Source organism: Methylorubrum sp. GM97 (assembly GCF_024347855.1).
In the GTDB taxonomy this organism is placed as follows: Bacteria; Pseudomonadota; Alphaproteobacteria; order Rhizobiales; family Beijerinckiaceae; genus Methylobacterium; species Methylobacterium extorquens.
The window spans coordinates 1,235,965-1,255,143 of record NZ_AP025942.1 but is presented as its reverse complement, the minus strand read 5'-3'; the positions used below and the strand labels follow the sequence as shown (position 1 = coordinate 1,255,143).

General features: G+C 69.3%; 13 protein-coding genes and 1 pseudogene. 7 read left to right on the top strand and 7 right to left on the bottom strand.

What is annotated here, in order from left to right:
• The 4 genes from MSPGM_RS05875 to MSPGM_RS05860 all read left to right on the top strand — a co-directional run bounded on the left by MSPGM_RS05875 (position 1) and on the right by MSPGM_RS05860 (position 6,926).
• Complete coding sequence (locus MSPGM_RS05875; protein WP_012752309.1) at positions 1-936, top strand: urease accessory protein UreD; 936 nt, start codon at positions 1-3, stop codon at positions 934-936.
• Between the two features lie 15 nt (positions 937-951).
• On the top strand, positions 952-1,980 hold the full coding sequence (gene yut, locus MSPGM_RS05870; RefSeq protein WP_012752308.1) for an urea transporter: 1,029 nt from the start codon (positions 952-954) through the stop codon (positions 1,978-1,980).
• A gap of 93 nt (positions 1,981-2,073) precedes the next feature.
• Positions 2,074-3,312, top strand: a complete 1,239-nt coding sequence (locus MSPGM_RS05865; protein ID WP_056501932.1) for an ammonium transporter — start codon at positions 2,074-2,076, stop codon at positions 3,310-3,312.
• Between the two features lie 278 nt (positions 3,313-3,590).
• Positions 3,591-6,926, top strand: a complete 3,336-nt coding sequence (locus MSPGM_RS05860; RefSeq protein WP_043765906.1) for a helicase-related protein — start codon at positions 3,591-3,593, stop codon at positions 6,924-6,926.
• Positions 6,927-7,012: 86 nt separating this feature from the next.
• On the opposite strand, the gene MSPGM_RS05855 is transcribed toward MSPGM_RS05860, so the two are convergent.
• Positions 7,013-8,428 (bottom strand): carbohydrate porin, encoded by a 1,416-nt coding sequence (locus MSPGM_RS05855; RefSeq protein ID WP_003606044.1) that lies wholly within the window; start codon positions 8,426-8,428, stop codon positions 7,013-7,015.
• 465 nt (positions 8,429-8,893) lie between these two features.
• Here MSPGM_RS05855 and MSPGM_RS05850 point away from each other — a divergent pair.
• A pseudogene (locus MSPGM_RS05850) lies at positions 8,894-9,321 on the top strand (IS3 family transposase); the annotation flags it as partial.
• Between the two features lie 163 nt (positions 9,322-9,484).
• On the opposite strand, the gene MSPGM_RS05845 reads toward MSPGM_RS05850, so the two are convergent.
• The 3 genes from MSPGM_RS05845 to MSPGM_RS05835 all read right to left on the bottom strand — a co-directional run bounded on the left by MSPGM_RS05845 (position 9,485) and on the right by MSPGM_RS05835 (position 13,357).
• The gene (locus tag MSPGM_RS05845) at positions 9,485-10,447 is read right to left on the bottom strand and encodes a TIGR03885 family FMN-dependent LLM class oxidoreductase (protein ID WP_261926197.1); all 963 of its coding nucleotides are present in this window, start codon (positions 10,445-10,447) and stop codon (positions 9,485-9,487) included.
• A gap of 8 nt (positions 10,448-10,455) precedes the next feature.
• Complete coding sequence (locus MSPGM_RS05840) at positions 10,456-12,306, bottom strand: glycoside hydrolase family 15 protein (protein WP_012752305.1); 1,851 nt, start codon at positions 12,304-12,306, stop codon at positions 10,456-10,458.
• 157 nt (positions 12,307-12,463) lie between these two features.
• A complete protein-coding gene (locus MSPGM_RS05835) occupies positions 12,464-13,357 on the bottom strand; it encodes an SMP-30/gluconolactonase/LRE family protein (RefSeq protein ID WP_012752304.1) in 894 nt (297 codons plus the stop codon).
• Between the two features lie 256 nt (positions 13,358-13,613).
• Here MSPGM_RS05835 and MSPGM_RS05830 point away from each other — a divergent pair, with 256 nt between their 5' ends.
• Positions 13,614-14,993, top strand: a complete 1,380-nt coding sequence (locus MSPGM_RS05830; RefSeq protein ID WP_003602597.1) for a cytochrome P450 — start codon at positions 13,614-13,616, stop codon at positions 14,991-14,993.
• Between the two features lie 272 nt (positions 14,994-15,265).
• On the opposite strand, the gene minE is transcribed toward MSPGM_RS05830, so the two are convergent.
• The 3 genes from minE to minC are packed head-to-tail and all read right to left on the bottom strand — an operon-like array spanning position 15,266 to position 17,016.
• The gene (gene minE / locus MSPGM_RS05825; RefSeq protein ID WP_003602598.1) at positions 15,266-15,553 is read right to left on the bottom strand and encodes a cell division topological specificity factor MinE; all 288 of its coding nucleotides are present in this window, start codon (positions 15,551-15,553) and stop codon (positions 15,266-15,268) included.
• Positions 15,550-16,365 carry a septum site-determining protein MinD gene (gene minD, locus MSPGM_RS05820; protein WP_003602600.1) on the bottom strand — a complete coding sequence of 272 codons (816 nt, stop codon included), beginning with the start codon at positions 16,363-16,365 and terminating at the stop codon, positions 15,550-15,552. The genes minE and minD overlap by 4 nt, the downstream gene beginning before the upstream one ends.
• A 12-nt stretch (positions 16,366-16,377) precedes the next feature.
• Positions 16,378-17,016, bottom strand: a complete 639-nt coding sequence (gene minC / locus MSPGM_RS05815; RefSeq protein ID WP_003602601.1) for a septum site-determining protein MinC — start codon at positions 17,014-17,016, stop codon at positions 16,378-16,380.
• 419 nt (positions 17,017-17,435) lie between these two features.
• Here minC and MSPGM_RS05810 point away from each other — a divergent pair, with 419 nt between their 5' ends.
• Positions 17,436-19,124, top strand: a complete 1,689-nt coding sequence (locus MSPGM_RS05810; RefSeq protein WP_012752302.1) for a methyl-accepting chemotaxis protein — start codon at positions 17,436-17,438, stop codon at positions 19,122-19,124.
• Positions 19,125-19,179: the final 55 nt, after the last annotated feature.

Here is a 19,179-nt window from a genome sequence, read left to right as displayed (position 1 = left end):
ATGACCCTGCACGAGCCCCTCGGCCTCATCGACGCGGCGCGCGAACTGCGCGGTTTCCAGACCGAGCCGGCGCAGATGCGGGCGGGCGCGCCCGGCAAGGTCGGCCGCTTGCGCCTCGGGTTCTCGCTGCGCGACGGGCGCTCCGTGCTCCACGACCTCTACCGGGTCGCCCCGCTGCTGGTGCAGCAGGCGCTCTACTGGGACGAGGCGATGCCGGAACTGCCGGTTTGCCCGATTATCTCGGTCGGCGGCGGCATCCTGCAGGGCGACCGCTACACGATCGACATCGCGGTAGGGGAGGGCGCCTGCGCGCACGTCTCGACCCAAGGCGCCAACCGCATTCACTGCATGGACGCGAACTACGCCTCGCAGCACCAGACCGTGACCGTCGCGGCCGGCGGCTACCTCGAGTACTTGCCGGACTTCACCATACCCTATCGCGGCTCGCGCTTCCTCTCGCGCACGGACCTCGTCGTCGCAGCGGACGCCACCCTGCTCTACGGCGAGATGGTGCTCGCCGGCCGCAAGCATCATCATGTCGAGGAGCGGTTCGGCTTCGACCTGCTGTCGATGGATGTGAACCTGCGCCGACCCGGCGGGCATAAGCTGTTCGCGGAAAAGATCCTGATCGAGAAGGGCGATCCGACGATCGCCTTCGCGGCGGCGATGCGCGGCTTCGACGCCTTCGCCAACATCCTCTGCGTCACCCCTCCCGAGACGGCCGCGCGCATCAAGGAACGGTTCGAGCCCCATTTCCCGATCGAGGCGCCGCGGGCGCTGTCCGGCGTGAGCCGCCTGCCCAACGCCGCCGGGCTGATGCTGCGCGCCGTCGGCGTGGAGACCTACGACGTGCGTCACGAGGTTCGCCGGTTCTGGCGCATCGTGCGCGAGGAGGCGCGCGACCGGTCTCTTCCCGCCGAACCCTACTGGCGCTGAGCGAGGACCGGATCCATGCCGCGAGCGAACAGCAACCTCCTCGTCCAGTCGCTGCGCGGGACGAGCCAAGTCTTCTTCATTGAGAATGCCCTGACGGGCGTGCTGTTCTTCGCCGCGATGGCCTACGCTTCGTCGGTGACGGGCAATTGGGCCACCACGATCGGGGCGGCGATCGGCGTCCTCGTCGCAACGCTGACCGCACGACTTCTGGAATGCGACGACCCCTCCGTCTCCTCCGGTCTCTACGGATTCAACGGCGTTCTCGTCGGCGCCGCGCTTCCGACCTTCATTGCAGCTTCGCCCCAACTCTGGGCCTCGATCGTGATCGGCGCGGCTGCGAGCACGGTCTTCACCGCCGCCTTCAGCGCGACGCTCACCGGCAAATGGGGCATTCCCGGCTCGACCGGCCCCTTCGTGCTGACGGGCTGGCTGATGGTCGCCGCAGCCTATTCCTTCGGCGGCCTGCACGTGACGGGCGATGCCCCCAAGCTCGCGGGCGATGTCGTGCCTAACCTCACCGGCATTCCGGCGCCGATGGACCTCGTCGCGATCTTTTTCCGCAACATCGCGCAGGTCTACCTGCTGGGTAGCGCCGTCAGCGGCGTCATCATCCTGGCCGGCATCCTGATCGCCTCGGTCCCGGCCGGAATCGCCGCCGCCGCCGGATCGCTGATCAGCATGATCGTCGCGATCGCGATGGGTGCCGATCCCAAGGCCGTGAGCCAGGGCCTCTACGGCTTCAGCCCGGTTCTGACGGCGATGGCCGTCGGCGTCGTCTTCCTGACGCCCTCGCCGCGGGTGGCCGTCTATGCCGGTCTCGCGACCGTGATGACCGTCTTCGTCCAGGGTGCCCTCGACGTCATGGTCGCGCCGGCGGGCATCCCGTCCTTCACCGCCCCCTACGTGCTGACGATGTACCTGTTCATCGCGCCGAAGAAGCTGATGGCGCCCCATCCGCACGGGCCCGTCGCCGATCCCATGATCGACGATCAAGGCAATGCGCCGGGCAAGGTTCCGGTCCACGCAGCCGGAACCGCACGGTGACGCCCCGGAGCGTCCTGATCCGGAACGACGATACCGCGCATCGCAAGCGCCGACACGCCCCTCTTCCGAGAAGCACAGATCTAGGAGCACGCGATGCAAGGCATCAATGCCGGCGACACGGCCTTCATCCTCATCTGCACCGCTCTGGTCCTCATGATGACGCCGGCTCTGGCCCTCTTCTACGGCGGCCTCGTCAGACAGCGCGATGTCCTGTCCGTCATGATCCAGAATTTCGTCTGCATCGGTGTGGTCGGCGTGATCTGGGTGTTCGGAGGTTTCAGCCTCGCCTTCGGGCCTGATATCGGCGGCACGATCGGTAATTTCGCGTATTACTTCGGCATGTACGAGGTCGGCATCGAGCCAAATCCGGTCTACGCTCCGAACATCCCCTTCATCATGGTCTTTGCCTACCAGATGATGTTCGCCATCATCACGCCGGCCCTGATGACCGGCGCCTTCGTCGGGCGCTTCCAGTTCGGCGCCTACCTGTTCTTCATCACGGCCTGGACCATCCTCGTCTATGTGCCGGCCGCGCACTGGGTCTGGGGCGGCGGCTTCCTGGCCAAGCTGGGCGTCGTCGATTTCGCCGGCGGGATCGTCATTCACACCTCCGCGGGATTTTCCGCGCTGGCGACGGCGAAGTTTCTCGGCAAACGCAGGGTGGCGGCGGGCGAATCCGAATCCGCGCCGGCCAGCCTGCCCCTGGTCGCTCTCGGCGCCGGTCTGCTGTGGTTCGGCTGGTTCGGCTTCAATGCCGGCGGCGCCTATGCGGCGGATGCGCTGGCGGCCTACGCCTTCACCAACACCATGCTCGCCGGTTCCATCGCCATGCTGGTGTGGATGTTCTGGGAATGGCGCGAGACCAAGCACCCGTCCTTCTCCGGCGTGCTCGTCGGCGCGGTGGCGGGGCTCGCGACGATCACGCCGGCCTCCGGCTATGTCGAGCCCATCGCCGCCCTGGCGATCGGCGCCATCGGCGCGACGGCCTGCTACTTTGCGAAGTACGTCCAGAAATGGCTGAAGATCGACGACACGCTGGAAGTCTGGCGCGCCCACGGCGTCGGCGGCCTGACCGGTGCCCTGCTCATCGGCATCATGGCCAGTTCGCATATCAACCAAGTCTCGGCGAGCCTGCAGCAGTTCGGGGTTCAGCTTCTCGCCGTCCTCGTCGTCGGTGCTTATGCTTCCTTCGTCACCTTCATGATCCTGACGGGCCTGGATCGCTTCGGCACGCTGCGGGTGCCGGAAGAGATCCAGGAAGAAGGCCTCGACACGATGCTCGGCGAGCGCGCCTTCAACCTGTGGAACATGGATCGCACCCTCCCGAAGTAGCCTCGCTGCGACGAGCGCTCCCCAACGCGGGACCGAACATCGGGGGCGTCTGTGTCTGAGCGACGGGTGCTGGCCGTGGCCTGTGAGTCGCCCAGCTGCGCAGCGGTGTCGAGCCACGGGACGGCCGAACCTGCGGCCGGGCCCTCCCGCACCGGCTGGCCCAGCGGTCCCCAGGGAAGTGCGGTGGAAACCGGGGATGGTGACGCAGAACAGGAACCGCGGGCAGGCCGTGCGGCGTTCCTGGGAGCCGACCCCGGAAGTCGTTCGACGGAATAAAAATGGCACAATCCAGGACCGCCAAGCCCCGAGACGATCAGGATGCGAGCCCGGATGGGGGCGTTGCCCCGCTCGTTCCGACGGGAGCCCTGGCGGTGGCTCTGCTCGGTTTCGCGCAAGCCGCGCGGCCGTTGATCCACGTGGCCCGCGACGGGCGCCGCCTCGATGAAATCGCCGCGGTCCTGCGGGCGCTGGCGCCGGAGCGGACGGTGGCTGTTTATCCCGAATGGGATTGCCTGCCCTTCGACCGCGCTTCGCCCTCGCGCGGGGTCATGGGCGCGCGCACGGGCGTGCTGCGCTGGCTGACCGACGACCGCGCACATCCGGACATCGTCCTGACCACCGCCCCGGCGCTGCTGCAGCGCGTGCCCCCGCCGGAAACGTGGGAATCGGCCCATATCGAGCTGCGCGTCGGCGAGCCGCTCGATGCGGAGCAACTGACGGCGCAACTGGCACGGCTCGGCTACATCCTCGACGATCGCGTCGATGAGCCCGGCGAGGTGGCGGTCCGGGGACGGACCATCGACGTGTTCCCGGCCGCCGCACCGCTTCCCTGTCGGGTCGAGCATGACGGGGCGCGCATCACCGCGATCCGCTCCTACGATCCGGTGTCGCAGCGCTCGCGCGTCGAGACCGAGCGGCTGGTGATCGACCCGGCCACCGAAATCATCCTGGACCCGAATTCGAGTCTCGCCCTGGAGCCCTTCACCGGGCAGGAGCACCGGCTCGCCCGATTCTATCCCGCGCTCGTGACCATGCTCGATTACGTGCCCGAGGCGCGCCTCGTCGTCGAGGCCGGGGTGGAGGAGCGGGCCGCCGCGTTCTTCGAGCAGATCGCCGAGGGCCGCGAGGCGGAAGGGGCGATGTCAGCTTCCGGCAGCCGGCAGGACGACCGATCCCAACAGACGCCCGCGCCGGATCTCTATCTCGCGCCCAAGGAATGGGCGAAATTGGCCGAGGCACGCAGCCTTGCGGCGGCGACGAGCGCCGAGGCGGAGCGGATCGCAGGACCGGTTTTCGTCCGCGAGCGCCGCCCCGAGGCCGCCTTTGCCAAAGCCCTGCGCGCCGCGCTGAAAGCGGGCGAGCGCGTCGTGCTTGCCGGCCCCAAGGCGCCGCTGCGCCGCCTCGTGCGGGCGGCCGCCGCGGCCGACGAGCGAACCGTGCGCCTGATCGATGGCTGGGCCGAGGTCGAGGCGGCGGAGCCCGGCGCGATGCTGGCGATCGAGATGCCGGTCGAAGCGGGGTTTCACGTGCCGCAGGCCGGGGCGACGGTGATCGCTGCGGCCGATCTGTTCGGCCCTCTGGCGGCGGGTGCGGGGCGACGGGCCGCCGTGCTGCCGATCGGCGAGGTCGAGCTGCGGGTCGGCGATGTGGCGATCGACCGCGATCACGGCCTGTGCCTCTTCGAGGGGCTGGAGGCGATCCGCGCTAGCGAAGAGGACGAGGAAGACGCCCTGCGCCTGCGTTTTGCCGATGATGCCATCCTCATGGTGCCCGTGAGCCAAGCGGACCGGATCTGGCGCTACGGCTCGGAGGCCGAAGCCGTGACCCTCGACCGGCTCGACGGCGGCACCTGGGCTCGGCGGCGCCTGGAGGCGGAGGCGACGCTCGCCAAGGCGGCGCGGGCGATGCTGAAGGCCGCGCAGGAGCGTCGGGAGGCCCACGCCCCGCAGATCGTGCCGCCCGAGCGCGAGATGGAGCGCTTCGCGGCCGGTTTTGGCTATCCGCTGACCGGCGATCAGGCCGGGGCGGTAGAGGAGACGCTGGCCGACCTCGCCCGCGAGATGCCGATGGACCGGCTCGTCTGCGGCGATGTCGGCTTCGGCAAGACCGAGGTGGCCCTGCGCGCCGCGGCGGCGGCGATCTTTGCCGGGCGGCAGGTCGCCGTCATGGCGCCGACCACGGTGCTGGTGCGCCAGCATGTCGAGACGTTCCGGCGCCGGTTTGCCCGGTTCGGCATCGAGGTGGCGCATCTCTCGCGCCTCGTCTCCCCCGCCGAGGCAAAGCGGGTGAAGCAAGGCTTGGCCGATGGCAGCGTCCGCCTCGTCGTCGGCACCCAGGCGCTCGCCGGGCGCGGCGTGTCGTTCCACGATCTCGGCCTTGCCATCATCGACGAGGAGCAGCGCTTCGGGGCCAAGACCAAGGCGAGCCTGCGCAAGGCGGCGGGCGACGCCCACATCCTCACGCTAAGCGCGACACCGATCCCGCGCACGCTCCAGGCGGCGATGGTCGGCCTGCAGAGCCTCAGCGTGATCGCCACGCCCCCGGCGGTGCGCCAGCCGATCCGCACGGTGATCGCCCCCTTCGAGGAGACGACGCTGGCCGCGGCTTTGCGGCGCGAGCACCGCCGCGGCGGACAGAGCTTCGTGGTCTGCCCGCGCATCGAGGACATCGCCCCGATGGCCAAGCGCCTGCGCGCGCTCGTGCCGGGGCTCGACGTGGTGACGGCGCATGGCGAGATGAAGCCCGCCGAGATGGACGACGCGATGGTGCGCTTCGCCGACGGCAACGGCGATGTGCTGCTCGCCACCAGCATCATCGAGAGCGGGCTCGACGTGCCGCGGGCCAACACCATGCTGGTCTGGGACGCGGAGCGGTTCGGCCTCGCGCAACTGCACCAGTTGCGCGGCCGCGTCGGGCGCGGACAGCGGCGCGGGGTGGTGTACCTGTTCGGGCATCCCGACAAGCCGCTCAGCCCCTCGACAGAGAAGCGCCTGCGCACGCTGGAGGCGCTCGACCGGCTCGGGGCGGGCTTTGCCATCTCCGCCCGTGACCTCGACCTGCGCGGGGCAGGCGACCTCGTCGGCGACGACCAGTCCGGCCACGTCAAGCTCGTGGGGCTCGGTCTCTACCAGCATCTGCTGCAACTGGCGCTGCGCGCGGCCAAGGGCGAGGCGGCCGAGGATTGGAGCCCGGAAGTGCGGATCGGCCTGAACGGCCGTGTGCCTGCCGACTACATCCCCGAACCCGAAATCCGCCTGAGCCTCTACACGCGTCTCCTGCGCCTGCGCGCGGAGGCCGAGATCGACGCGCTGCGCGACGAGATCGAGGACCGCTTCGGCCCCCTGCCGGAATCGGTGGACGCGCTGTTCACCCTGGCGCGCCTGCGGATCGGCTGCCTCGCTCTCGGCATCATCCGCCTCAGCGGCGGCCCGCAGGGGATCGCGGCCGATTTCCATCCGGACCGGCAGGCACCGGTGATCCCGGTCTCCGACGAGATCACGGTTCGGGATCGGCGCATCGTCATCCGCGGGGGCTGCGACGACGCGGTCGAGCGCGGCGCACGCGCCGCCGTTTTCCTGCGCCGTCTGCAGGACGCCCGAGACCGGCGTGGCTGATCGGTAATCGCAGGAATGGAAGCCCTCCCGGTTGCCGAAACCGGGAGGGCACAGGGCGGGGGAAGGCCGTGTGTTCGGGACGAGGGCTAGCCCGGAGCGAGGCCGAGCAGGGTGCCGAGCGGGACGACGAGGGTGGCGCCGGCGTAGAAGCCGTCCTTGGCGCGCCGCGCGGTGAAGGGGTTCCAGAACGAGTTCGGGTTGACCACGTACTGGACCACCGGCTCGATGATCACGCCCGCGCCGACGTCGAAATGCGCATTGGCCTCGAACACGAACTTGTCGCGCGAATACGGGGCGCCCGAGCCGCCCGAGATGAAGTTCGCGTCAGAGAGGAACTGCGTGTAGTTCTCCGACAAGCGCTGCCAGTTCATCTTCAGGCCGTAGCTGTCGTTGGGCCGGCTCTGGTCGGGCGCGTCGAGGCGTACGCCGACGAACGAGTTGAAGCGGATCGGCACCGTCGGGTCGAACGAGTAGCCCGTGCCGGTGTAGAGCGAGATCGCCGTCGGGTGCGGGTTGGCGACGAGGCCACCGTCGGCGCGCCAGACCGTCTGCGTGCCGGTGAGCACGATGCCGGACGTGCCCGACTTCTGCAGCACCGGGGCGCCGGGGTTCAGGCCCTTCGAGGTGCCGAACACCGTCTTGAAGTTGTCGTCGTGATCCGCCGTGTTGAAGAAGCCGGTGAGCGAGGCGCGGCCGGGATAGGCGGTCATGGTGTAGTCGGTCTTGGTGCCGATCTCGGTCATCACCAGCGCGCCCGAGAGCCGCTCGTAGCCGAAATCGTAGCCCGACAGTGCGTTGGTGCCGGGGTTCACCGAGAAGGCGCCGGCCTGGACGTAGCTGGTGGGCGAGAGCTGGTAGGCGGCGTTCGCGCCCCAGACCGCGTAGAGCGGCGAGGTGAAGCCGGCGTTGATGTAGAACAGGTCCTGGAAGCAGGAATTGATCGAGTTGCACGGCGGCAGGCCGTAGTAGCGATCGGGGTGGGTGCGGCCGACCTCGATGACGAGGCGGTCGTCGAGGAGCTTCTGCTGGTAGGTGAGCAGCGAGAGGCGGTTGTTGTTGGGGTTGAACGGCGGCTGATAGCCGACCGTGGTGTCGCCGATATCGGCGGCCATGTTGAGGTTGCGGACGTTACCGAAGAAAGTCTGCGTGAACTTGATGGTACCGCCACTGATGTTGGCGATGCGCTGCATGTCGGCGGTCATGGAGAGGACGAAGTAGGTCGAGTTCGACTGCTCTCCGGTGCGCAGGCCGGCCGAAGGGTTGGCCTGGTAGAAGTTGTAGATGTTGATGTCGAAGGTGAGCCCGCGCTCGGCCATGTGGGTGGCCCAGGGCGCCAGCGGGCCGACGCGGACGGGATCGCTGGGTTTCTCGGCGATGCGCGGATCGGTGCGCGGCTGGGTTTGATCGTTGAACTGGCCCACCGGCGAGGGCTGCTGCGCGGAGACGCTCACGGGCAGGCCGAAGGCCAGGGCGCCGAGGAGCGTGCCGGCCGCCCATGCCATTCGTCCGGGCCGAGCCGATCCCCGTTCCGTTCCGTGTCCGCCGCGTCGCATCTTACATTCCCCTTGCATTGCCGGTTGCGGCCAAGACTTCTTGTGACCAAGACTTCACTGATCTTTGGAGTTGTCGTGCTGTGCAATGCACAACCGTACCGCCCCAGGATCCGCATGGCTGCCGAACGCTCCGCAAAAGCCGTTCCACAGCCGATGACCGGTTTATGGATTTGATCGGATGATCGGTTGCCATTGGTATTGGCTCCCGACTCGTCTGATTCCGTTGCAGTATGATCAAACCTCACGCTTTTGCGTATTTTTTGATCATAACCCTCTTGCTCTACTAGGCTGACACTCGCGAACGCACACGGTCAACTCCCAATTTGGTCTTTTTGGATTTTGCGGCATCGGGCTTGCAATGAGGCCACGGACGCGGCGCAGGGGTGACCTGACCGGCTGGCTCTGGACTGGGATGATCAAGCTCAGACGATGAAAGGTCTGGAACGCCAGAACGCTCGGCTTCGTCGGCGAGTAGCCGCTCTATCTCTGAAGAAGCAGGTGCTGGCGGACGTCGCCTCGGGACACTGGTAGCCCCCGAGCGACGCAGGCAGGCGGTCGATGGTGTCCGAGGGAAGTACGGCCTCTTACGACCATTACGCCTGCCGGATCGGCGGCAGCACCGGGGTCCGCAGCGCTACGTGCCCACCCGGGCCGGCCGATGCGGATGGGCTAACCCGAGCCATCGTCGCCCTGGCGTCCGAGTACGGGCGCGATGGCGACCGCCGTGTCAACGCGTTGCTGGACGCGGCCGGCTGGCCGGGGGCAAGGACCGGGTTCAGCGCATCTGGCGTCACGAGGGGCCGCGCTCCGTGCCGATGACCGGCACGCCAAGACTCGCGCTTCGGAAATGTGCCGACGAGAGGGACCGGCTCGAACGGGCGGACCCGCGCCGGCTCAAGGAGCGAGCACGGCCTCAGCCCCTCCAACTGGGCTGTGATCGAGAGCGTGTTCGGAGCCGGCGGCCGCGGGCGCTTTTCCCGCGCGCGGTTCTGATCCCGGGCGGCGTCAGGCGCCGAACTGGGGCAGCACGCGGCGGCCGAAGGCATCGATGAAGGCGTCCTGACGGGTGCCGACCTGATGGACGATGATCTCGGCAAATCCCATCTCGGCCAGTTCCCCGAGCCAGGCGGCATGCTGCCCGAGATCGTCCGAGATCCGCACGCAGGCATGCATGTCCTCGGGGCGGACGAAGCGGGCGGCGGTCTCGAAATCTTCCGGGCGGCGCATCTCCCAGTTCACCTCGCCCTCGATGGCGTTGCTCGACCATTGCGCATGCGCCTCGGCGAGCGCACGGGCCGGGTCGGGGTCCCAGCAGACCTTGGTCTGGAGGAAGACCGGCTTGCCCACACCGCCGCCCTCGCGGAAGGCCTCGACCACCGGGCGCAGCTTGTCCGGCTCGATCCCCACGGTGACGAGGCCGTCGGCCCAGGCGCCGAGGGCGCGGGCGGTCGCCGCGGTGGCGGCCCCGCCGATCAGGAGCGGCGGGGTCTTGGGCCGCGAGTAGAGCTGCGCGTCGATCACCGTGACGCGGCCGCGATGCGTCACGGTCTGCCCGGCCAGCAGCGCCCGGATGACCGCGGCGCATTCGGCGAGCCGTGCGTTGCGCTCGGCCTTCTCCGGCCAGGGCAGGCCGGTGATGTCCTCGTTGAGGCGCTGGCCGCTGCCGAGCGCCAGCCACAGGCGCTCGGGAAACATTTCGGACAGGGTCGCGGCCGATTGCGCGAGCACGGCCGGATGGTGGCGGTAGCCCGGCGCGGTGATGATGCCGAACGGAAGCCGCGTCGTCGCGAGGGCCGCCCCGAGCCAGGACCACGCATGGCCGGAATGCCCCTGCGCGCGGCTCCACGGCTTGAAGTGCTCCGACGACATGGCGCAGGCGAACCCCGCTTCGTCCGCTGCCCGCACGTGGCGCATGAGGGCGGAGGGGGCGTGCTGCTCGTGTGAGGCGTGGTAGCCGATACGCGTCATTCCGGTTCTCACTCTGCCGCCTCGGCCCCGTCGATACGGGGCGCCCGGCGCGAATCCGTCTCACGCAGGGAGCGGTCGGCGTAGGTGCCCTGCACCGCTTCGCGCCCGCCATGCTCGTAGAGGTCGAGCATCAGCGCGCTGTGGATGAAGCCGAGATGGCTGAAAGCCTGCGGAAAGTTCCCGAGGAAGGTGTCGTCCTCCGCGATTTCCTCGGCGTAGAGGCCGACATCGTTCTGCAGCGCGCGCAAAGCCTGGAAGCGGGTGCGCGCCTCCTCGTCCCGTCCGAGCCAGAGCAGGGCGTCCACGAGCCAGAAGGCGCAGAGCAGGAAGGTGCCCTCGTGGCCGGGCAGCCCGTCGTCGTTCTTGTAGCGGTAGACGAGGGGGCCGTGGCCGAGGCGCTCGATCACCACATCGACGGTGCGGGCGAAGGCCGCTTCGTCTACGGGGAAGCCGACCATCGGCGCGATCAGAAGCGCGGCATCGACGTCGTCGCCGCCGATATATTGCGGATAGTATCCATCGCGGTGGATCGCCTCGCCGTTGACGCAGGCGACGATCCGGTCGCGCTCGCGGCACCATTCCTCACGCTCGCCGAACAAGTGGATCGCCCGGTCGAGGGCGACCCAGTTCATGATCGCCGCGTGCAGGTAGCGCTCCTCGGGCTTGCGCGGCTCCCACAATCCGGCATCGGGCTCGTGCCAATGTGCTGCCGAGACGTCGGCGAGCCGCGCCCCGTGCTTGCGCATCGCCTCCGGCATCGTCCCGCCCAAGCGCTCGTAGAGGTAGAGCAGGTCGAGCACTTGGCCGTAGGCATCGGCCTGATGCTGCTCGGCCGCCTCGTTGCCGTGGCGCACCGGGGTGCTGCCGCGCCAGCCCTCGAAGTGATCGATCTTGATTTCCTCGAGCTCCGCCTCGCCCGAGATGCTGTAGAGCGGCTTCAGGCGGCTCTCTTCCCGCTCGCACAGCTCGGTGACGAAGCCGAAGAAGGACTCGGCCTCGCGGCTCATCCCGAATTTCTTCAGCACGTAGAAGGACAGGCAGGCGTCGCGGATCCAGCAGAAGCGATAGTCCCAGTTGCGGATACCGCCGATCTCCTCCGGCAGGGAGGTGGTGGCCGCGGCGATGATCGCGCCGGTGGGCTCGTAGGTCAGGGCCTTCAGCACCAGCGCCGAGCGCATCAGTTCGTCCGCCAGCGGCCCAACATAGGCCGCGTCCTCCGTCCACAGCACCCAGGCGCGGCGCGTCTCCTCCATCAGGATGCGGGCGTCCGGGCAAGTCTCGGGGGGCGTGTCGAGGTAGAGCGCGAAGCCGCAGGCCTGCCCGCCCTCCAGGGTGAAGCGCGCGGCGGCCAGCTCGCCCTCCGCGGCGAAGTCAGCATCCGCGACGAGGCCGGGGCAGCCCGGCGCTGTGACGCGGTGGCCCTCGACGGCGAGCGGCGCGAAGTCCTCGGCGAAGCCTGCGAGCGGGCGGTACTCGGCGATCATCGAGACGCAGCCCGACACGCCGGTAACGAGGCGCACCAGAAGCGGCCGGCCCGCGCCGCCCTCCGGCCCGACCATGAAGTCGTGGAGCGTCACGAAGCCGGTCTGCGTGGTGAAGGTGGTCTCGAGGATGTTGCTGCGGCTCAAGTATTGCCGCACGGTCTCGAAGCGCTCGGTCGGCCGGATCGTGAAATGACCGCCGCGCGTCTTATCGAGCAGGCGCGAGAAGGAGGGGTCGGCGTCGAAGCGCTCGAGGCAGGCCCAGTCGATGCCCCCGTCGCGCGCCACCAGCGCGCAGCCCTCGCAATTGCTGAGGAGCGCATAGGCCTCGATCGGCTGATAGGGGCGGGTCTGCGGATCGGACATCGTCTCGGACATGGTCGTTCCTGGGGCGCCGCAGGCCGGCCGCCCGGTTTCGGGGCTCGAGCGCATTCCGACGACGTGGTGGCCGGTTCGTCGGAAGAATGCGCGTCAAAACAAAGAGCGAGAGGCACCGGCCTGATGTCATCAGGTCGGAGACGGCCCTAGGATGAGGTCAGGCGCCGAGGCGGAAGGCCGGCTCCAGCAGGCCGCGAACGCCGATATCCACGAGCAGGGTGCGCCCGTGCTCGGGGTCCTCCGCCCGGGCGGCCTCGTCCATGCCCTCGTAGGCCGTGGTCAGGAGGAGCCGGTCGAGGTCGCGGCCGGCGAAGGTCGGGCAGGTGGGCTGGCGCGCCGGGACGGACACGGTGCGCACCCGCTCGCCCGCCGGGCTGTAGGCATCGAGGCAGGCGCCGCCGAAGCGCGCGGTCCAGATCAGCCCCTCGGCGTCCACCGCCGCGCCGTCGATTCCGCCCTGTCCGTCGCTGTGATCGTAATGGGTCTCAGGCGCGCTCGCGGGCAGGCCGGTGGCGGGGTCGAGCGCGACGCGGCGCAGGATGCCCTCGTCGGTATCGACGAAGTAGCCGGTCGCGCCGTCCGGCGAGAAGGCGATCCCGTTTGGGATCGACAGGCCGGAGAACAGCCGCGTCACCCGCGTGCCGGCAACGTGGTAGATCGCGCCGCGTCCGGTCTCGGCGTCTCGGCCCATGGTGCTGATCCAGAGCGCGCCGCTCGGATGGACCCGGCCGTCATTGGAGCGGGTGCCGGCATCCTCCGCTTCCAGCGGGCAGAACAGGCTCAGTTGCCCGTCGCGGATCGTACGGATGTAGAGCCCGTCCTCCGCCGAGAGGAGTTGCCGGTCGGCGTCGATGGCGGCGACGTCGCTCGCCATGAACGGCAGGGCGTGCATCTTCGCCGGGCCGGCGCCCTCGCTCAGGGGCAATTCGAACAGGCGGTTCTCCAGGATATCGACCCACCACGCCGTGTCGGTCGCCGGATCGTAGCTGGGCCCCTCGCCGAGATGGCAGCGGGACGGATCGAGGACGCGGATCGACGGAGATGCGGCCAAATCAGGACATTCCTCTGAAATCAACGACCGTTGACGTCTGTCGAAAAGAGAAGTTCCGCGGGTTTTGCGAAGACTTAGCCCATGATCTGAGCTTGCCTGTGCTACGTCTGGGGCGGAATTTTCATCCGCCCACGTCGTTCCGCTGGGGCTTTGCAGCCCATCGCCGGGCCGTTCCGCCGTCGCACTCGCCCCGGCGGGTTTCAGCGCCTAGAACGCTTCGCGAGCGCCCGCTCACGGGCGCGAGAGGACTGACGCAATGGACATGCAGGCTCCGCCCGGCCACGCGGCGCCGCGCTTGGTGCCGCCTGTGCCGGTGCCGCCGGAAAAGGAGTTGCCGACCCTGCGCTTCATCGCGGCGATGCGGGTCAACGGCATCGCGTGCTGGCCGGCCTCCGCCTACGAGGCGCCCCTGCGCCGCCGACGGCTGCTCGGGCGCACGCGCTTCACCGTCAGCGATCCGGACCTGGTGCGGCACGTGCTGGTGGACAACGCCGCCAATTATGCCCGCACCCCGATCACCATCCGCATGCTGCGGCCGATGCTCGGCGACGGGCTGCTCATCAGCGAGGGGACGGCGTGGCGTCACCAGCGGCGCGCGCTGGCGCCCGCCTTTACCCCGCGGGCGGTCGAGACGTTGGTGCCCCACATCCTGTCGGCGAGCGACGAGGCGGTCGCGGCCCTCGAAGGCCCGGCGGCCCGGGGACCGGTCGATCTGTTCGCCGCGCTCCAGCGGCTCGCCCTGGAGATCGCCGGGCGCACCATGTTCTCCGTCGGCATGGCCCGCCACGGCGACCGCCTGCGCGGCTTCCTCGAAGCCTACGCCGCGCGGCTCGGGCGCCCGCACCTGACCGATCTGGTCGTGCCCTTGCGCTTCGCCACGCCGCTCGACCGGGCCCGCGCCCGCTTCCGCCGCGATTGGGTCACCTTCCTCGATGAGGTCATCGCCGACCGCGACGAGGGGCAAAGTGGGCGCCAAGTCGGAGGCCATGGCGGGGGCGAGGCGCGCGACCTGCTCGACCTGCTGCGGGCCGCCCGCGATCCCGAGACCGGCCGGGGCTTCTCGCACGAGGAGCTGCGCGATCAGGTCGCCACCATGATCCTGGCCGGGCACGAGACCACGGCGGTGACCCTGCTCTGGGCCTGCACCCTCCTCGCGCTCGCGCCGGAAACGCAAGGAGCCGTGGCGGCGGAATCGGCGAGCGCGGACAAACCGTTCACCCGCGCGGTGATCGAGGAGACAATGCGGCTCTACCCCCCCGCCTTCGTGCTGGCCCGCCGCGCGCTCGGTCCGGACGAACTGGCCGGCGAGGCGGTCCGGCCCGGCGACAGCGTGACGATCTCGCCCTGGCTGCTGCACCGGCACCGCAAGCTGTGGCACGACCCCGACGCCTTCGATCCGAGCCGCTTCCTGCCCGGCGCGCCGCCGGTGCCGCGCTTCGCTTACCTGCCCTTCGGGGCGGGGCCGCGGGTCTGCATCGGCGCGGCCTTCGCGCTCACCGAGGCGACGCTCGCGTTGAGCCGGATCGTCGGGCATTTCCGGATCGAGCGAGCCGATGCCCGCCCGGTGCTGCCGGCGGCCGTGGTGACGACCCAGCCCGACCACGCCCCCGCCTTCCGGCTGACGCGGCGGGTGTGAGCGCCCCCGCGTTCTAAAAATCCAACGAGGCGGAGAGCAGCACCGTCCGCGGCGTCCCCTGAGCGAGGATGCCGCGCCCGGTCGTCGCCCGTCACGTTGACGACGTTCGCCCGCAGCGTCAGCGGCCTGTCCCGGAACAGGGTAGCACGGCAAGGCCGAGCGCTTCGTCCAAGGCGTCCTTGCGCGAATGGGCGCCTGTCCGTCCGCCAACAAAAAGACCTGCGGCACCCGTTCGGGGCCGCAGGTCGTGGTTCGTCCGGAGGACCGGCGGGTCAGGCGATGGCGCGCTTGGCCTTCGCCTTCGGCTTGATGACCGCATCGACGGGGAATTCGATATCGACGCCGAGCGTCGAGACGCCTTCGCCCCGCTCCAGCTTGATCTGCACCTTGTCGCGCTCGACCGTGACGTGCTTGGCGATCACGTTCAGGATCTCTTCGCGCAACGTGATGATCAGGTCGGGCCGCCCGTTCTCCACGCGCTCGTGCGCGAGGATGAGCTGAAGGCGTTCGCGGGCGACCGAACCGGAGCCGCGCGGCTTGAGGAAGGTCAGGACACTCATGCGGCCCTCCGTGTGAACAGCTTGTTGATCAGGGATTTACGGTCGGAAGGGATCGCCATCGGCACGGTCTCGCCCTTCAGGCGACGCACGGCATCGATGTAGGCGCGCGAGGGCGCGCAGAGCGGGTTGTTGAGCGTCACCGGGCAGCCGACATTCGAGGCGCGCAGCACTTCGAGGCTCTCCGGGATGATGGCCAGCAGCGGGATCGAGAGGATCTCGAGCACGTCGTCGACCTTGAGCATGTCGCCACGGTCGGCGCGGGCCGGGTCGAAGCGGGTCAGGATCAGGTGCTTCTCGATCGTGTCGCCGCGCTCGGCGCGGACGGTCTTGGAGTCGAGCAGGCCGATGATCCGGTCCGAGTCGCGCACCGAGGAGACCTCGGGGTTCGTCACCACCACGGCCACATCGGCGTGGCGCATGGCGAGCTGGGCGCCGCGCTCGATGCCGGCGGGGCTGTCGCAGACGATCCAGTCGAACTTCTCGCGAAGCTCGCCCATCACCCGCTCGACGCCTTCGTCGGTGAGCGCGTCCTTGTCGCGGGTCTGCGAGGCCGGCAGCAGGGAGAGGTTCTCGAGGCGCTTGTCGCGGATCAGCGCCTGCGGCAGCTTGGCGTCGCCGTTGGTGACGTTGATCAGGTCGTAGACCACGCGGCGCTCGGCGCCCATGATCAGGTCGAGGTTGCGCAGGCCGACGTCGAAATCGACCACGCAGACCTTCTCGCCGGCCTGCGCCAGCGCCGCACCGAGCGCTGCCGTCGTGGTCGTCTTGCCGACGCCGCCCTTACCGGACGTGACACAAAGAACCTTGGCCATTCTCGTTTCCCCTTAACCCAAGGCTGCAATTTTGATCGCGCCGCCGTCGGACCAGATCTGGACCGCTTGACCGCGCAGGTGAGTGCCCATGTCCTCGGCCGTGCGGACGAGGCGGTCGATGCCGAGAAGCTCGGGCTCGAACTTGCGGCAGTAGATGCGTGCGCGAGGGTTGCGGGCGGCGCCCGCGATGGCCCGCCCGCGCAGGGCGCCGTAGACGTGGATGGAGCCGCCCGCGAGGATCTCGGCGCCCGAGGACACCGAGCCCATCACGGTCACGTCCCCCTCGCGGTGGACGATGCTTTGGCCCGAACGCACCGAGCCCTCGATGGTGAGGGACGACACGCCCGGCTTCTCTTCCTCGAACGCCGGCGCCTCGAAGACGTCGCCGGCGGGGCGGCCGCCGACGAGCCGCGGCGGCAAGAGCGAGGGCAGCGGGGCCTCCGCACCCTCGATGCCGAGGATACGGAGCTTCCGGGCCGACAGCTCGGCGATCAGGGACTCCAACTCGGACGGCGCGGCTTTGAGGCCGGCGACGTCGAGGATCACGGCCCTGTCGTCGAACAGCTTGGCCGATCGCTTCAGGGCTGCGTCCAGGAGGACGAGCCATTCGGCGAGGGGGGCTTCCGGCGCCAATGAGACGGCGCGGAACACGCGGCCTCGCAGGGGCAGAGAGGGGCGGGTGGGAGCGGGGCTGGTCACGGGCGTTGACGTTTCCTTACCGACACGCCCATTGACCGCCGGGATGGTTACCGGGGAGTTAATTTTTACCCGCACCGGGCAAGAATTGCCGGGCAGGATTTTTCCGGTCCTCCCCCGCCGCCCGGAATAGCATCGTCGGGCCAGTGGTTTGGCCGAAATATACCGGGTGGAAACAATCCTTAAGCCGGCCTGTGCCCGTGGGATCGCCGGATCCTGTGATCGGCGCGAATCAAGCCGACGGTCCCAGCTTCGCTACGATGGCACGCGATTTTTGGTGCAACCCCGGATTAACGGGGCCTTAGGCGCGCCGTGACCATCATTTGTTTAAGCGCCGCCCCCGTGCAGCGCATTTGACCCCGCGGATCAGCGCAATGCGTGCCATCGCCAACCTCTCCATTATCGCCAAGCTCGTCGTCGTCTTCGCGCTCGTCATCCTCGCCGTTTGCGGCTCCACCTTTGTCAGTTGGCGTAGCCTCGGCACGATCGAGGAAACCAACCGCTGGCGCGACCACACCTACCAAGTCCTCCTGGATCTCGACCGGCTGACGGCCAGCATGGTGGATCGGGAGACGGGCCTGCGCGGCTACCTCGTCTCGGCCGACCCCGCCTTCCTCGAACCGTTCCACGCCGGAACCCAGCACTATGCCGAGGCGCTGGGGCGTCTGCGCAGGCTCGTCTCCGACAACGCCGAGCAGCTTCGCCGGCTCGACGCCCTCGATACGGCCGCGGGCCAGTGGAGCCGCGATGTCGCCGAGCGCGAGATCGCGCTGATGCGCGACGAGGCGACCCGGGAGCAGGCGCGCCGGATCGAGGCATCCGGTGCCGGCAAGAGCGCCATGGACACGGTGCGCAAGGTCGCCGGCACGATCGCCGACACCGAGCGGGCCCTGCTGGAAACGCGCACCCGGATCGCGGAGGAGGCCGCGACGGCGTCTCGCTTCGCCGTCGGCGCGGGCCTCGCGGCGCTGCTGATCGTCGCCGGCCTCGGCATCCTGCTGCTCAACGGCTTCGTCGCCCGCCCCATTCGCCGCATGACCGGGCTGATGAGCCGCCTCGCGGAGGGTGATGCGAGCGTCGAGATTCCCTTCCGTGAGCGCCGTGAGGAGGTTGGCGCGATGGCGAACGCGGTTCAGGTGTTCAAGGACAACCTGATCCGCACCCGCGCCCTGGAGGAGGAAACCGCCCTGGCGCGGGCCGGTGCCGAGGCGCAGCGCAAGGCGGCGATGCGCGACATGGCCGACAACTTCGAGCGCGCGGTGAGCGGCATCGTCGGCACCGTCTCCGCGGCCGCCATCGAGTTGCAGGCGACCGCGCGGAGCATGGCCGGCACCGCCTCGCAGACGGCCGACCAATCGAACGCCGCCGCTGCCGCCGCGGAAGAGGCCGCCACCAATGTCGGCACGGTCGCCGCGGCGGCCGAGGAGCTTGGCGCCTCGGTGCAGGAGATCGCCCGGCAGGTTACCGGCTCGACCACGCTGGCGCAGAAGGCCGTTGTCGAGGCCGAGGGCACCGCGCAGCTCGTGCAGGATCTCAGCGTCGCCGCCGCGCGGATCGGCGACGTGGTGGGCCTGATCTCCACCATCGCCGGCCAGACCAACCTGCTCGCGCTCAACGCCACCATCGAGGCGGCGCGCGCGGGCGAAGCGGGCCGTGGCTTCGCCGTGGTTGCCGCCGAGGTCAAGGAACTCGCCAACCAGACTGCGCGCGCCACCGACGAGATTTCGGGGCAGATCGGGCAGGTCCAGTCCATCACAGGGCAGGCGGTCACGGCCATCAGCGATATCGCGGCCCGCATCCGCGAGATCGACGGGCTGGCCGGCTCAATCGCCGCGGCGGTGGAGGAGCAGGGCGCGGCGACCCAGGAGATCGTGCGCAACGTCTCCGAGGCGTCCGCCGGCACCGGTGCGGTGACGGGCAACGTCGCGAGCGTCGCGGTGGCGGCCGAGGAGACCGGGGCGGCCGCGAACAAAGTCCTGACGTCCGCCTCCGAGCTGTCGCAGCAATCCGAGCGGCTTGACGGCCAGGTCCGCCACTTCCTCGAGACGGTGCGGGCCGCCTGAGGCGAGCCGGGAACCCCATCGCCCCGGCTGACCGGAGTGATGGGGTGCCAAGGTC

What these genes read in the sequence shown, in the direction of transcription:
- MSPGM_RS05875 (WP_012752309.1), top strand. Translation starts at nt 1, where the DNA reads ATGACCCTGCACGAGCCCCTCGGCCTCATCGACGCGGCGCGCGAACTG.
- yut (WP_012752308.1), top strand. Translation starts at nt 952, where the DNA reads ATGCCGCGAGCGAACAGCAACCTCCTCGTCCAGTCGCTGCGCGGGACG.
- MSPGM_RS05865 (WP_056501932.1), top strand. Translation starts at nt 2,074, where the DNA reads ATGCAAGGCATCAATGCCGGCGACACGGCCTTCATCCTCATCTGCACC.
- MSPGM_RS05860 (WP_043765906.1), top strand. Translation starts at nt 3,591, where the DNA reads ATGGCACAATCCAGGACCGCCAAGCCCCGAGACGATCAGGATGCGAGC.
- MSPGM_RS05855 (WP_003606044.1), bottom strand. Translation starts at nt 8,428, where the DNA reads ATGGCATGGGCGGCCGGCACGCTCCTCGGCGCCCTGGCCTTCGGCCTG.
- MSPGM_RS05845 (WP_261926197.1), bottom strand. Translation starts at nt 10,447, where the DNA reads ATGACGCGTATCGGCTACCACGCCTCACACGAGCAGCACGCCCCCTCC.
- MSPGM_RS05840 (WP_012752305.1), bottom strand. Translation starts at nt 12,306, where the DNA reads ATGTCCGAGACGATGTCCGATCCGCAGACCCGCCCCTATCAGCCGATC.
- MSPGM_RS05830 (WP_003602597.1), top strand. Translation starts at nt 13,614, where the DNA reads ATGGACATGCAGGCTCCGCCCGGCCACGCGGCGCCGCGCTTGGTGCCG.
- minE (WP_003602598.1), bottom strand. Translation starts at nt 15,553, where the DNA reads ATGAGTGTCCTGACCTTCCTCAAGCCGCGCGGCTCCGGTTCGGTCGCC.
- minD (WP_003602600.1), bottom strand. Translation starts at nt 16,365, where the DNA reads ATGGCCAAGGTTCTTTGTGTCACGTCCGGTAAGGGCGGCGTCGGCAAG.
- MSPGM_RS05810 (WP_012752302.1), top strand. Translation starts at nt 17,436, where the DNA reads ATGCGTGCCATCGCCAACCTCTCCATTATCGCCAAGCTCGTCGTCGTC.